General features: G+C 33.1%; 13 protein-coding genes, 2 tRNA genes, 1 riboswitch and 1 other annotated feature. Of the genes, 7 read left to right on the top strand and 8 right to left on the bottom strand.

Going from position 1 to position 14,420, the window contains the following annotated elements; all coding sequences use genetic code 11:
* Window positions 1-68: 68 nt before the first annotated feature.
* Window positions 69-1,058, top strand: coding sequence for an alpha/beta hydrolase family protein (locus DICTH_RS05590; RefSeq protein ID WP_012547102.1), 990 nt, complete (start codon window positions 69-71; stop codon window positions 1,056-1,058).
* Between the two features lie 71 nt (window positions 1,059-1,129).
* Window positions 1,130-1,546 carry an RrF2 family transcriptional regulator gene (locus tag DICTH_RS05585; protein WP_012547393.1) on the top strand — a complete coding sequence of 139 codons (417 nt, stop codon included), beginning with the start codon at window positions 1,130-1,132 and terminating at the stop codon, window positions 1,544-1,546.
* Between the two features lies 1 nt (window position 1,547).
* On the opposite strand, the gene DICTH_RS05580 is transcribed toward DICTH_RS05585, so the two are convergent.
* From DICTH_RS05580 to cysE, 6 genes are all read right to left on the bottom strand, one after another.
* On the bottom strand, window positions 1,548-2,552 hold the full coding sequence (locus DICTH_RS05580; protein WP_012547349.1) for a DUF933 domain-containing protein: 1,005 nt from the start codon (window positions 2,550-2,552) through the stop codon (window positions 1,548-1,550).
* Window positions 2,553-2,554: 2 nt separating this feature from the next.
* Window positions 2,555-2,971, bottom strand: a complete 417-nt coding sequence (locus DICTH_RS05575) for an archease (protein ID WP_012547651.1) — start codon at window positions 2,969-2,971, stop codon at window positions 2,555-2,557.
* Window positions 2,968-5,394, bottom strand: coding sequence for a DNA gyrase subunit A (gene gyrA, locus DICTH_RS05570; protein ID WP_012548447.1), 2,427 nt, complete (start codon window positions 5,392-5,394; stop codon window positions 2,968-2,970). The genes DICTH_RS05575 and gyrA overlap by 4 nt, the downstream gene beginning before the upstream one ends.
* Window positions 5,395-5,469: 75 nt before the next feature.
* Entirely contained in the window at window positions 5,470-6,129 is a 660-nt protein-coding gene (locus tag DICTH_RS05565; RefSeq protein WP_012547080.1) for a thiamine diphosphokinase, read from the bottom strand.
* Window positions 6,122-6,919, bottom strand: coding sequence for an energy-coupled thiamine transporter ThiT (locus DICTH_RS05560; RefSeq protein ID WP_012548690.1), 798 nt, complete (start codon window positions 6,917-6,919; stop codon window positions 6,122-6,124). Before DICTH_RS05560 ends, DICTH_RS05565 begins: the two co-directional genes overlap by 8 nt.
* A 61-nt stretch (window positions 6,920-6,980) precedes the next feature.
* Window positions 6,981-7,090, bottom strand: a riboswitch (TPP riboswitch).
* A 24-nt stretch (window positions 7,091-7,114) separates the two neighbouring features.
* Window positions 7,115-7,783 carry a serine O-acetyltransferase gene (gene cysE / locus DICTH_RS05555; RefSeq protein WP_041723553.1) on the bottom strand — a complete coding sequence of 223 codons (669 nt, stop codon included), beginning with the start codon at window positions 7,781-7,783 and terminating at the stop codon, window positions 7,115-7,117.
* A 126-nt stretch (window positions 7,784-7,909) separates the two neighbouring features.
* Window positions 7,910-8,132 (top strand) — a binding site (T-box leader).
* 41 nt (window positions 8,133-8,173) lie between these two features.
* On the opposite strand from cysE, the gene DICTH_RS05550 reads away from it, so the two are divergent.
* The 3 genes from DICTH_RS05550 to DICTH_RS05540 all read left to right on the top strand — a co-directional run bounded on the left by DICTH_RS05550 (window position 8,174) and on the right by DICTH_RS05540 (window position 9,814).
* Window positions 8,174-9,526: a TrpB-like pyridoxal phosphate-dependent enzyme gene (locus DICTH_RS05550; protein ID WP_041723244.1), complete on the top strand. Its 1,353-nt coding sequence runs from the start codon at window positions 8,174-8,176 to the stop codon at window positions 9,524-9,526.
* Window positions 9,527-9,631: 105 nt separating this feature from the next.
* A tRNA-Ile gene (locus DICTH_RS05545) sits at window positions 9,632-9,706 on the top strand.
* A 32-nt stretch (window positions 9,707-9,738) separates the two neighbouring features.
* Window positions 9,739-9,814 (top strand) — tRNA-Val (locus DICTH_RS05540).
* A gap of 373 nt (window positions 9,815-10,187) precedes the next feature.
* Here the strand turns inward: DICTH_RS05540 and DICTH_RS05535 are convergent.
* Together DICTH_RS05535 and DICTH_RS05530 are read right to left on the bottom strand one after the other, a co-directional pair.
* Complete coding sequence (locus DICTH_RS05535) at window positions 10,188-10,925, bottom strand: phospholipase C/P1 nuclease family protein (RefSeq protein WP_041723242.1); 738 nt, start codon at window positions 10,923-10,925, stop codon at window positions 10,188-10,190.
* A gap of 854 nt (window positions 10,926-11,779) precedes the next feature.
* Window positions 11,780-12,349 (bottom strand): SHOCT domain-containing protein, encoded by a 570-nt coding sequence (locus DICTH_RS05530; protein WP_012548381.1) that lies wholly within the window; start codon window positions 12,347-12,349, stop codon window positions 11,780-11,782.
* A gap of 891 nt (window positions 12,350-13,240) precedes the next feature.
* On the opposite strand from DICTH_RS05530, the gene DICTH_RS10060 reads away from it, so the two are divergent.
* Both DICTH_RS10060 and DICTH_RS05525 read left to right on the top strand, forming a co-directional pair.
* Complete coding sequence (locus tag DICTH_RS10060) at window positions 13,241-13,402, top strand: hypothetical protein (RefSeq protein WP_012546988.1); 162 nt, start codon at window positions 13,241-13,243, stop codon at window positions 13,400-13,402.
* A 38-nt stretch (window positions 13,403-13,440) separates the two neighbouring features.
* On the top strand, window positions 13,441-14,157 hold the full coding sequence (locus DICTH_RS05525; protein ID WP_012547371.1) for a zinc ribbon domain-containing protein: 717 nt from the start codon (window positions 13,441-13,443) through the stop codon (window positions 14,155-14,157).
* The last annotated feature ends 263 nt before the right edge of the window (window positions 14,158-14,420 follow it).

The raw sequence follows: 14,420 nt of genomic DNA, 5'->3' as shown, positions 1-14,420 counted from the left end.
GTAAGTTTAGTTCTAATTAGTTTATAATAAATCATCTAAGTTGTTAATATTTTCTCAGGAGGGCTTTTATGGATTTCAAATATTTCTTGAAACTCTATGAGAAGGAAAGAAAATATGAGTTCAAAGCGAGGACTTTTGAGGAATGGGAGGATTGGAGAGTAAATTTTAGAAGGGACTTGATTAACATTTTAGGGGATTTTCCTGAGAAGTCTGATTTTGATTTAAAAATTCTTGAAAAGAAAAGCTTTAAGGATATTTCCATTGAGAAAATAAAGTTTAACTCCTCAGAAGATATAGAAGTAATAGGTTATTTGCTAACTCCCAATGTAGACTTTCCTGCTCCTTTTGTTATAGCTGTACCTGGGCATGGAATTGGAGCAAAGGATGCAGTTTTTGGATCTTCCTCTTCTTATATGAAAAATTTTGGACTCATCCTTGCTCAAAATGGTTTTTTGACCTTTGTTATAGAACAGCTTGGATTTGGAGAAAGAAGGGAGAAGAAAGATATAGAGGAAAGGGAAGATAAAAGCTCTTGTAGAAGTTATGCTTTTTGGGCTTTGATGCAAGGTAAGACTTTAATAGGGTTAAGGGTTTGGGATGTCATAAGGACTATAGATCTTTTTCTAGAAAATTTTGAGATAAAAAAAGAAGCTATCGGGATTTATGGGATTTCTGGTGGAGGAACAACAGCATTATTTGCGTCAGCTATAGATGATAGAATAAAGGCTACAGTAATCAGTGGATATTTGAATACTTTTAAGGATAGTATTTTATCTATACATCACTGTGAATGTAACTATGTTCCGGGAGTTTTAAATTATGGAGAGATGTATGATATAGCCTCTCTTATTGCTCCAAGATTTTTATTTATTGAGCATGGGAAAAAAGATCCTATTTTTCCTATAGAAAGTACTATTAAAGCTTGTGAAAAAGTCAGAGCTGTTTATGAGTTTTTAGGAGTTCCTGAAAATCTGGATTGGGAGTTTTTTGATGGAGGGCATGAGATCTATGCTAATAAGTCTATTGCCTGGTTAAAGAAGATTTTACAAAAAGCTTAATAATTTGACTTTTTTAGTATATAAATGTAAAATAAGTCTAAAAAAGTATGAATTAAGAGGTGTAGAAGAAAATGAAATTGTCAACAAGATCAAGATATGGTTTGAGAGCTCTAATCTATATTGCTAAGAATCAAAAAGAGGATAGTCCGGTGAGTGTTAGAAAGATAGCAGAAGCAGAAGAAATACCCTTAAGATATTTAGAGAGGATTATGCGTATTCTTTCTCAAAAAAATTATGTTAGGGCAGAGGTAGGGGCAGAAGGAGGATATTATTTAAATATATCTCCTGAAAATATTAGAATACTTGATGTTGTAGAGGCTCTTGAGGGTAGAATTAATCTTGTGGACTGCCTTCATGGGGTAAAGTGTAAAAGAATGCCAAGTTGTCCTACAAGGCCTTTATGGATAGAAATGACAAAAAGCTTAAAAGAAACTTTGGCTAAATATACTCTTGCGGACTTTTTAAAAGAAGAGGAGAAAATTAAATAATTTATACGTGGAATCTGATGTAGATTACATCTCCATCTTGAACAATATAATCTTTCTTTTCAATTCTTACTCTTCCTTCTTGGTAGGCTTTTTTCCAATCTCCTATCTGTACAAGCTCATCCCATCTTATTACTTCCGCTCTTATGAATCCTCTCGCTATATCTGAGTGGATAACTCCAGCAGCCTCTAAAGCAGTGCTTCCTTTTTTCAATTTCCAAGCTCTTGCATCCTTTTCTCCTGCAGTAAAGAAGGAAATTAGATTATTATATTCAAAAATCTTATCAAGAACTTGGTTTCTCACTGAATTTTCAATACCATAAATAGACAAATATTCTTTAGACTCTTCTTCGGAAAGGTCTATAATTTCTTCTTCTAATTGGGCAGGAAATATGAAATATATTTTGTCTTCCAGCTTATTTTTTATTTCTTTTATTAAGTTACTGTCTTCTAACTGGTCATTAGAAACGTTTACAACATAGAAGATTGATTTTGTAGATATAAAATTCCAAGAAGATATAATCTTTAGTTCGTCTTCTCTAAAATCGACTTTATTTAAAGGTTTTTCCTCTAAAAGATTTTTCTGTATTTTTTCTAACACACTCTTTTCTGCCATACTAAGTTTTTTATTTTTTAATAATCTTTCGCATATCTCAAGGTCTCTTAATATCATCTCGCTTTGTTCATTATTTATATATTCTTCTATATCCACATCTCCCTTAAAAAGGGGTATAACATGAAAGAGTATCTCAGATTTTTGAATTCTTTCATACAGCTGTGGAGTAAGAGAGGACAGTTTAGTATTTCCAGGAAGATCAACAAAGTCTATGTTTATAAAATTAATAGCTTTACTATTAAAAGTTTTCCAAAGTTGAATTAACCTGTAGTCCTCTTTAGGGACAGCGCATACGTTAACATCGGAGAATTTTAAATGGGCTTTCCCCTTTGAGAGCACCTTTAAAAAGGTAGTTTTTCCAGATTGAGATTCACCTATGATTAAATTTCCCATGGCTATATGTCAAATACCACCTGTATTATCCATTTGTCTTCTCTTTGTTCTATTTTGAGAAGATTATAAGTTACTGCTTTTATTTCTCTTGTTATCTCGTGTTTTTTAGGATCAAATTTTTCCCCATAACAGTGACTTATGAGTTGATTGTTTCCAATAAGAGTTACTTCAAATCTTTTAAACAAAAGTTTTTGAACCTCAAACACATATAGGAGTTCATTTAGCCATGTTACTAATAGGGATTCCAAATCTTCTCCGTCTACTTCAATATCGAAACTTTCCTTTTCTTGAATTTTTTCTAAAGGACACATAAGGTCGAACATTGCCTCAGCGGCTGCCTCAAAGGCTTTTTCTTTTGTTTCTCCATATACTATTATCCCTATATCTGCAGTATGATCTAAAAGCTCATAGTTTTTCATGCTTCATTCTCCACTAAATCTATACTAACTACATAATCATCTTCGTTTAGCTTAACTAGTTTTACTCCTTGAGAATTTCTTGAGAGTATAGGAATATTATTAACAGGAATTCTTATGATTTGACCCCTTTTTGTACTTATTAGTATTTCATCATTTTCTGACACATTTTTAACTCCTACAAGATCTCCTGTTTTAGGGGTTATTTTTATTGCTCTTACTCCCATACCACCTCTTTTTTGTACTGAAAACTCATTAGGGTTAACTCTTTTTCCAATTCCATATGTGGTTACGAGTACTATTTGTTTAGACTCTTTGAATATTACCCCTCCTATTACAGAGTCATCTTTTCTTAGTTTTATACCTATAACTCCTTGAGCTATTCTACCCATCTCTCTTACATCTTTTTCGTGGAATCTTATGGCATTACCTTTTTTAGTGAATATCATTATCTCATCATTTCCTGAGGTAAGAAATACATTTACTAAGTAATCTTCTTCTCCAAGCTTTATAGCATATATTCCTGATTTTCTTACATTTTCAAATTCTTCTATACTAGTCTTTTTGACAATTCCTTTGGAGGTTACAAAGAAGAAATAAAGATTCTTAGGAAATTCATTAACAGATATAATTTCTGTTATCTTTTCATCGTTATCTATATTTAGATATTCTTTTATAGGTACACCTTTACTTTGTCTTGAGGTTTCATCTAATTCGTAAGTCTTTAGAGCGTAGACTTTACCTTTGTTGCTAAATAGGAAAAGCGTACTTCTTGTAGATGTTACTACAAAGGAAGTTATTACATCATCATTATTATTGGCAAGAGTGTTTAAGCCTTTTCCTCCTCTTCTTTGCAACTGATATGTAGATAAAGGAAGTCTCTTTATATAACTATCTTGAGTTATACATACTACCTCGGGATTGTCAGGAAGTATATCTTCAATAGTAATATCACTTTTTTCTTCTTCCTCAATTAGAGTTTTTCTTTCATCTGCATATTTTCTTTTTATCTCTTTTAGCTCTTCAGAAATAACACGCCAAAGTTCCTTTTCATCTTTTAATATCTTTTCAAGTTGTGCAATATTTTCTTTTATTTGGTTCATCTCTTCTAATAGTTTTTCTTTCTCAAGTCTTGTGAGTTGATGCAATCTCATATCTAATATTGCTTGAGCTTGAATTTGGGTTAACTTAAATTTAAGCATTAATTTTTCTCTTGCTTTTTCTGCATTTTCTGACTGCCTAATAATGGCAATTACTTCATCAAGGTGGTCAAGAGCTATGAGTAGACCTTCTAATATATGAGCTCTTGCTCTTGCTTTTTCTAAGTCATACTTAGTTCTTCTTGTAACTACATTTTTCCTATGCTCAAGGAATATATTGAGTAGTTCTTTTAAGTTGAATACTTTTGGTTGTCCATCTAATATGGCAAGCATTATAACTCCAAAAGTTGTTTGAAGTTGGGTATGTTTGTATAGCTGATTTATAACAATTTGGGGATCAACGTCCTTCTTGAGTTCAATAACAACTCTTATTCCATGTCTGTCAGATTCGTCTCTTAGATCTTTTATTCCAGTTATCTTCCTTTCTTGGACTAATTCTGCTATCTGAGTAAGCAGGTTTGATTTGTTTACCATATATGGTATTTCTTTGATTATTATATTTTTATCACCCTTTTTGGTTTCCTCAATTGCTATTTTTCCTCTTACTATTAATTTTCCTTTACCTGTTAAATAACTTTCCCTGATTCCTTTAGTACCAATTATTGTTCCACCAGTAGGGAAATCAGGCCCTTTTATGAAGTTAAGAAGTTCTTCTATTTCTGCCTCAGGTTTTTCTATGAGATATAAAAGAGCATCTATCAATTCCCCTAAATTGTGTGGCGGGATATTTGTTGCCATTCCTACGGCAATTCCCGAAGATCCATTCATTAAAAGTTGAGGTATTTTGGTGGGAAGTACTACAGGCTCTTTTAAAGAGTTGTCATAGTTGGGTATAAAATCAACTACATCTTTTTCTATATCTGCTATTAGTTCAGAGGCTATTGGAGATAGCCTTACTTCAGTATACCTCATTGCTGCAGGTTCGTCTCCATCTATGGAACCAAAGTTACCATGACCGTCTATAAGGGGATATCTAAAGGAGAAATCCTGGGCCATTCTTACTAGAGCTTCGTAAACTGCTGCGTCTCCATGAGGATGATATCTTCCTAATACATTACCTACAACGTGAGCACTTTTTCTATAGGGTCTGTTATGAAGTATTCCTGACTCATACATTGAGTATATGATTCTTCTTTGTACAGGTTTTAAACCGTCCCTTGCATCGGGCAAAGCCCTACCCACAATTACGCTCATGGCGTAATCTAGGTAGGAACTCTCCATCTCTCTCTCTAAACCAACTAAGATAATCTTGTTTTTTTCAGCCATAATTTTTACCTTTTTGTTTAAGATTATTTAAAAAATAAAAAGTAAACTCAACAATTCTTAATTTTAACACAAAAATTAGGTTTGGTATAGATGTATTACTAATAAGGTTCCTTTTTGTATACTAATTTTAGCTTGGTAACTAATAAACATATTACTTATGCCACGAGTAAGATTTCTATAAAGAGGTTCGTAATTAAGACCATATTTTAAGCCTTCTAAATAGATTCCCTCTACCACATCTGATAGAGGAATAAGGGAGAGAGTGTCTCCCTTATTCCCCCAAATAACTTTTTCCTCTTCTCCCTTCATAATATAAATTCTTAATTTCCTATCAACAACGTATGGTTCTATATTTAAATCTTTTAATCGTTCAAGAAAAAATATGTTTGCGAGGGTATGATCTATACGCCCTCCTAAAAGCCCTACAAAGTATATTGAATTAGGCTTAAATTTTACTGCTTCTTTTACTGCAAGTTCTAAATCAGTTTCATCTTTATCAGTAGGATAAATTTTCCACTCTACTTTGTGTTTGGTAAGTCTTTTCTCAATATCTTCTGTGATTGAATCTAAATCTCCTACAATAATATCGGGAAATATTCCAAGTTTTAGAGCAATCTTAGTTCCTCCGTTGGCACATATTACCTTGTCTACTGGGAGGATTTCCTCAAGCTCAAAATCAGTTATTTGACTTTCTCCATTTACAAAGATAAGTATTTTTCCAATGTTGTTATTCATTTTCTTTTAACCTTTGTACAATTATTAAGACAAAGGGAAGACACACGAAAGTACTGGGTACTACCACAAAAAGATTGTAGATAAGAGAGTAGATCCATGCTGGAGTTCCTGGGGGAGCATACTGGGAAAAGAAGATTACTCCAGATAGGAAATGAGCAAAAAGCCTTCCTAAGCCTCCAATGAATACACCAAGCTCTATTGGTTCTTGAGTTTTTCTAATATATCCTCCATATATAAGTAGAACGGTTCCTAATATACCTGCTATTATCAAGACGATCCTTGATACTGGATACCATTTAAGTTTAAATTCTAGATCTTTAATATCTTCTTCTATTTTGGTTTTGTCCTCTCCTGTGGCAGTTTGTAATTTTACTTTTAGATCTTCAAGGGTTTTTTGGGCTTGTGGAAGTTCCGAGGATATATTTATTACAAAACCTATGGTTCCTAAGAGAAAAACTATAGCAATAATATATGTAATAATTTTGGATATTTTTATATTTTTTACTACTCCAGAAAGTCCAATCAAACCAAAAGCTATTGGGTAATCAAGTAGGTATTGAAGCCAATGTACTACATACATGTCTTGTAAAGAGTGGATTACGCCATAAGTGAGTCCTACAAGTATACCAGGAATCGCTCCCCATCTTAGAGCAAAGACAAATAAGGGAAGCATCTGTAAGCTTATACTTCCTCCTTGGGGCATGGCACCGATTCTTAGATACCAAAGTAAAAGGGATAAGGCAATACTCAGGGCACCTTCTGTAAGCATTCTTATAGATCTTTTTTGCATCTTATAGGCACCTCCTCTAAAAAAATTTAAGGTTCCCTGCCAGCTATAAGGAGGGAACCTTAAATTTTTTTAATCCCTTCCCTACGCTGGCATTACCCAGATCAGGTTCAAAGGGTCGGTAGCTCCTGCTACCCTCTCAGCCTCGGATCAGAGGCTCCCCCGGGAACCTCAATATCTAATTTTTTTAAAATTATATCACATATCTCTCAATTTTTCTTTGATGAGATTTTCTAAATAATCTATTCTTTGCTCAAGATTTTCTATTCTTTTGTTTAACTCTTCTATTAGTTTTAACTCTGGATCCGGAACATTACCATGCTCGAGCATTTCTTTTGGAGTTAATTTTTTACCTTCTTGAGATACAATCCTTCCAGGAACACCTACTACAGTACAATTAGGAGGTACTGATTTTAATACTACTGAACCTGCACCGATTCTTGTATTATCACCTATAGTAATAGGACCTAGTACCTTTGCCCCAGCTCCTATAACCACATTGTTTCCTATGGTTGGATGTCTTTTTCCCTTTTCTTTTCCAGTGCCTCCGAGGGTAACTCCCTGATAAATCAACACATTATCGCCTATTTCTGTGGTTTCACCTATTACTACTCCCATACCATGGTCTATAAAAAATCCTTTACCTATTTTAGCCCCAGGATGTATCTCTATACCTGTTAAAAATCTATTTAAATGAGAAATAAGTCTTGGAATTACCGGAATTCTTAGATTCCATAAGAAGTGAGCAATACGATGTAAAAGAATAGCGTGAAACCCAGGATAACATAATATCACTTCTAAAAAATTTCTTGCTGCTGGATCTTTTTCAAAGACAGCTTTATAATCCGCAATTATGGTTTCTATAATTTTTTTCATCCTATTCACCCCAATTTATACTTCTTTGGTATAAAAATAACATATGGTTTTAAAATTATCAATAGTATATCCACTTTTAAAATCTTGTAGTATAATATCAAAAAAGTTAAAGATTTGTTAAAGGCGAAGAAGGGAAGAGTAGCCACAAGAACCAGGATCTCAGAGAGGTTAGCCTTAGGCTGAAAGCTAACTATCCTGGCTGTGGTGAATGGGCCCCGGAGCCTTGAGGCGAAATATATAAGTAGCCGAGACGGTTCTGCTTCCGTTATAGGGCAGAAAGTGAGGTCTTTTCAGACCTCATTAAGGTGGTACCACGAGAATAAGCCTTCTCGTCCTTTAAAGGATGGGAAGGCTTAAATTTTTATATAGGGAGGTATAATGATGTCGCAGGTTAAGTTTCTCCTTGATGAATCCAAGATACCAAAGGACTGGTACAATATTATTCCTGATCTACCTTTTCCGCTTCCCCCGGTTTATCACCCTGTTACTTTGCAACCTGTAAGTCCTGAAGATCTTGCTCCTATTTTCCCTATGGAACTCATAAAACAAGAGGTAAGTACAGAGAGATATATTGAAATTCCAGAAGAAGTGAGAAAGATATATAAGCTGTGGAGACCAACACCTTTATTTAGAGCTGTCAATCTTGAGAAGTATCTGGATACCCCAGCTCATATATATTATAAATATGAAGGAGTAAGTCCTCCAGGAAGTCATAAGCCAAATACTGCTGTAGCTCAAGCCTTTTACAATAAACTTGAGGGGGTAAAAAGATTAACTACAGAAACGGGAGCGGGGCAGTGGGGTTCAGCTCTTGCTATGGCTTGTAATTTCTTTAAGCTGGAATGTAAAGTTTATATGGTTAAGGTGAGTTATTATCAAAAACCATACAGAAGGTCTTTAATGGAGATTTGGGGAGCTAAGGTAGTACCAAGCCCAAGTCCCGATACTGAAGCTGGAAAAAAAATATTAGAACAGGATCCTGAATCTCCAGGTTCTTTAGGAGTTGCCATCAGTGAGGCAGTGGAGGATGCAGTTAAAAGGGATGACACAAAATATTCTCTTGGTAGTGTTTTGAATCATGTTTTGTTGCACCAGACAGTAATAGGTGAAGAGGCTTTATTACAAATGGAAATGGCAGGAGAGTTTCCTGATGTGGTTATAGGATGTGTTGGTGGAGGAAGTAATTTTGCAGGACTCTCTTTTCCTTTTATAAGAGAAAAGTTTAAGGGCAAAAAGATAAGGGTTGTTGCTGTAGAGCCAGAATCTTGCCCATCTTTGACTAAAGGAGTTTATACTTACGATTATGGGGATGTAGCAAAGATGACTCCTCTCCTTAAGATGTACACTTTAGGGCATAATTTTATACCTCCTGCTATACATGCAGGGGGACTTCGTTATCATGGTATGGCTCCCCTTGTAAGTGCTTTATATCATAACGGATATATTGAAGCTGTAGCTTATCCTCAAACAAAAGTATTTGAGGCAGGAGTTATATTTGCAAGAACTGAGGGTATTGTACCTGCACCAGAATCTACTCATGCTATTAGGGCTGCTATAGATGAAGCTTTGGATGCAAAGGAAAAAGGAGAAAAGAGGGTAATACTATTTAATCTAAGTGGACATGGATTTTTTGATCTTTCTGCTTATGATCAGTATCTCTCTGGAAAACTTGAAGACTATTTCTATCCAAAAGATAAGGTTGAAGAGGCTTTAAAAGAGCTTCCGAAGATTTAGAGTTTTAAAATGGGGGAGATGGTTCTTTACCACTCCCCCCAACAAGTTTGTCTATATAGCACTTGAATTTTAGCTAAGAATATATTATAATTTTTCTCGATGGTTGGGCCCGTAGCTCAACGGCAGAGCAGCCGGCTCATAACCGGTTGGTTCTAGGTTCGAATCCTGGCGGGCCCACCAAATTTTTTTATATAGAGAAGGCTCATCAAGGTGGGCGGATGGCTCAGTGGTTAGAGCGCCTGCTTCACACGCAGGAGGTCGCAGGTTCAAATCCTGCTCCGCCCACCATAATAGTAAAATTCCAGTTTTGATGAATTCAACCCTCTTTTCTTTTTTAAAATTGTCTACCTGACTCACTGAAAACTATTTTTATCCATGTTATTTACTACTTAAACTTTCATTCTTGCTCTTAATAAAAAAAGTAGTACTTGAAGAAGGGAAAAGAGCTGTAATTAGGGTATAAACTCCTCTAAAGATGGAGGGGGAAGTATGGGCAGGACAATAAAAATCAATCTTACTTCTTTTAACTCTTGTTATTGCTCAAGAAGTTCCAAAATTAACTCCTGCAAAGGTGATTAGAGTAATTGATGGAGATACTTTTGAGGCTCAAGTTGGGAATAAAATTGAAAAGATAAGACTTATAGGAGTAGATTGTCCAGATTTATTCTGAATTTTCTCCAAACCAATTTATGTCTTTTTCTAAATTTATTAATTTCTTGTAGGGTTGATACAGTATTAAATATAACAAAATAAAACTGATTGCTAAAGGTATAAGGTTTTTCACAATAATAGATGTAATAGTAAAAATCAGCATCATGCCAAAGGAAATTTTTTTATTTTCCTCATATTCTTTCTTAACTTCGCCATATTTATTAATTAGATCTTGGGGTAGAGGGTATTTTGTAAGGAGGTTTTTTGTAATAACTAAAGAGTAGTAATATGCACTGTTTATTACTGAAGTGGGTGATCTTTTAGGAGTGATAGAGTAAATTAATCTTTCAAAGTCGCTATATGTTCTAAGCTCTTTGACTTTAGGGTTTTTATTCTTTAAAGAAACATTTTTGAGTAATTCTTCTCTTTCATTATGAAGTCTTCCACTACACATGCAGATATCTTGAATATAGTGTAGAACTATACCTAAATATCTCATGGCTGACTTATAGTCAGATGCTAAAAAACATATTCTTGCCTTCCACAGGTAATCTAAGATCTTTTCTTTGTTGACTTTATGATGGTTCTCGTGTCTCCAGTATACTTTGTTTTTTCCGAATTCTAATATATTTTCTCTGTGTTCATCTGGAATTATTACCGATTTTAAGAGAATCTCTTTTAATTCTCCGGAGATGTTTAAGACATTACAAATTTCACTTGTTATGCGTTTATGTGTATTCTTATACATTTTTGTTTAAGTTTTTAGTTCTAATACATTTTTTATAAATTTCCCTTTTAATTATATATCCTAATGATTATAGTGTTCTACTGTATAGACAGAGATAATAAGAATTGGTAGAAGCTTTTATAGTTTTTGTGTATAGAAATTTTAACTCACATTTTTATTTAGGCAAATTATAAATGACACAATAAATTTTTAATTTTATTTAGAAAGAATATTCTGATGACTCCTATTTGTAATGGAGACTAAATGAAGAAAAAATGTAAATATTCGAAAAATAGGGAAAATTTAAATAACTGGGCTCTATTAATTTTGAAATACAAGTTCTGTACAGTTCTTGATCTGAATAAGAGTAAATAACTTCGGATTCTACAATTATAGTCTTTATAGGATATATAACTTTGTTTTCAATCTTTAAATAACCAGAAAAATTCTGAGGAAACTCGTTATTGGTATGTACATAATAACATCTTACTTTCGACTATTTTTAGGAATGGAGTATAAATACAGATCATATTACAATTTCCAGGATACTCTTCGCTAATCTCATAAATAGTGTGAAAACTTTTCTCAAAAAACAAAGTTTGCAAATGTTTCCATTAAGCCAAAATTCTGCCAAAGTTTAAGACATCTTCTATATCTTCTTCTGAGAGTTCCCCAATCTTTAGAATAGTCTATTTTATGCTAAGAAAAATTAATATTGATAAGAAGCAAAATTAAAATTATCAAAAATAAGGTTTTTTCATATATCGGAATCAACTCCTTGAGATATGGGTCTAGCCTTTCATCATTTATAACTAAATAAAAGCCTCAAAAATGTGGTTTGAGAATTAAATTAGAACGTTGTCAAGTTAAGTCTTTCATTCTCCAAGTATTTTCTTTTTTGCTTTTTGATACTCTTCCTCAGTAAGAATTCCAGACTTATATAGGTTTACTATTTTCTCAAGCTGAGTTGCAATGTCATCCTGAGTAGATGTTTTTATTTCTTGGGGATTTTTTGCTTGTTCTATTAATTCTCTTAACTTATCCAAATAAGGTTGGAACACTGGGAAATCAGTTTTAAGTATGGGAATGCAATTTGATAATTTCCAAATATCTCTTGTGTCATCATTGTTCTTTGTGCCCCACCAACTTCGTTCCTTAGTTGCTTCATAACTTGGGGTTGAAATTTCTATAACACCAGTTACAAAACCCATATTGACTTCAATTCCTGTAATATCTTTATAGAAGAAACTTGAAACCTTAGCTCCAAAGGTAGCACCAGCCAAAAAACCAGGCTTAATTATTAATAGCCTTTTCTCAAGGGCAATTATACTCTGATTTCCCTGACCTACAATACAAAATAGAACTTCTTCATCTTTTCTTTTATTTCTTTCAAGGTACTTTCTTACTTTTTTGCTTAGGATTTCGACTCCTCCTACTTTACCCATTTTTTCCTCCCAAATTGTCAATATTTTTATATTGTGAGCATTAAAAATATCAAGTATTCCACTTTAGTAGGTAAAAACAGAATTGGAGACTTTGTTTTTGACAATGAAAAGATTACTATAAATATAGGTTTAGCTCTGCTTATTTAAAGTTTTATGTGAAAGGTTGAGACTTATGAGTATGAACATACTCTCTGTCAAATTTAAGTTATAAATATAGTTTCTGTCTCAGGAGTTATCTTTTTTCTCACCTTCTCTTATAGTTATAAGAACGCTTTTTAGATCTAATATTCACTAAATCCTCAAATATTTTGCTACAGGTATCTTTGCTCTTTTCTTATTTCACAGTTGTAATCATCTATTATTAAAGCAAATTACTTTTTGGGGAAGTTTTCTTTTCTGAATAGTGCTAGTTTTTCTTACTCTCAAAGTGAGAGTTTGAAACCATAAATTATTTAGAGTCCTCACCAGCTATAGGACAAGATGGCACTATCTATGTGGGAAGTAAGGATAAATATCTTTATGCAATAAACTCCAAAAGTAAAGGTTTAGCAAATTCACCATGGCCTAAGTTCCATCATGATAATCAAAATACTGGAAGAGTGAAGTAATAATTGGGATAAGTCAATATTGACGGAGGAGCAGGGAGAAAACCCCTGCTCCTTTTTTGTTTTTAATTTACTTACCTTAACTTCTCAGGTAGTGAAAAAAGCTATCTAAGTTGAGGATTAAAAGGTTTTTAAACATAATCTCATAAGAAAAGATTTATTAGTCTTGCAAATTCGCTACATTGACGGGTAGGACAGAGTAAAAGATAATATAGAAAGGGTGATTTTTAAAGATCAGAGTCAGAGTGTAAGACCTTACAACTTATCCCTTAAAGGGGGTTTAAGTATGGATGATAAAGAGTTATTTCAGAAGATTTTAGAAGAACTTGTGGGGATAAGGAAAGAATTAAAAAGAATTGCAGATTATTTAGAAGTTATGGCTGAAAAATTAAAAGTTGAAATAATTAAAGTTTATGCTTTTCTTTTTGTCCTATTTTATCTAAAATAAAACAAGATATTTATTATATCCTTAGGAAGGGAGTTATTATGAAGAGAGAAACAATTCCAAAATTGTTAGAAGTACAGGATCTACAGTTAAAATACAGAGAGTTTGAAAAAAATTTAAAAAATCTTCAAATAGAGTTTGATACTTTTAAGAGCGAAAAGTTGGAAGAAATAAAACTGAAAGAAGAAAGTCTTAATGATATTAAAGGACAGATTAAAAAGTTAAGAGATCAACAGAAAGAAAAAGAGGACCAACTTGTACTATTAAGAGAAAAGCTTAAGAATGAAGAAAGAAGAATATTGGTTTTGAAGAGTCCTAAAGAAGTGATGCATATGGAAAAGGAGATAGAAAATCTAAAAAATTTGATTTCGAAGATCGAAGATGAGGTTTTAAATCTAATGATCGAAGTTGAAGAGAAGGTGAAAATTGAGGAAGAATTAGAAAAAGAATTGAATGAGCTTAAGGCAGTATTTGAAGGAAAAGTAAAGGAATATGAAAAGGGCATAGAAGAAATAGAAAAAGAAATGGAAAATTTAAGTATAGAGATCGAAAATAGAAAAAAGGAAATTCCTAACAATGATTTGGAAGAATTTGATAAATTGTCAAAGCAAAAAAATTATAGGGCAATAGCAAGGATTACTAATAAAGATGTCTGTGAAGGATGTAAAATAGCAGTTCCTAAATTGGTTCTTGAGAAAGTAAAGAAGGGTGAGATTGTAAATTGTCCAAATTGTGGTAGAATTTTATGGATGGAGTGACATAGAGTATGGAAGCTATTCTTATTATAGTAGGTGCTCTATTAATATTGTACTTTGCAGATAGGCTAATAAAATATCTTACTACGCCTAAATGTCCTAAGTGTGGAAAAATTTTGCTTACAAGATATAAGTTATTAAAGGCACCAACTCCTTTTGAAAATGGGCTTGAAGAAAAGATTATGTACTGCGAATGTGGTTACGAGAAAAGAATCACCTATGAAGTTCCTTACTGGAAAATTGTTAGAAAAGAAGGTTTAAGAGGA

Origin of the sequence: Dictyoglomus thermophilum H-6-12, assembly GCF_000020965.1 — a bacterium.
Lineage (GTDB): Bacteria > Dictyoglomota > Dictyoglomia > Dictyoglomales > Dictyoglomaceae > Dictyoglomus > Dictyoglomus thermophilum.
The sequence above is the reverse complement of the archived record's forward strand: the minus strand, read 5'-3'. Positions and strand labels throughout refer to the sequence as shown.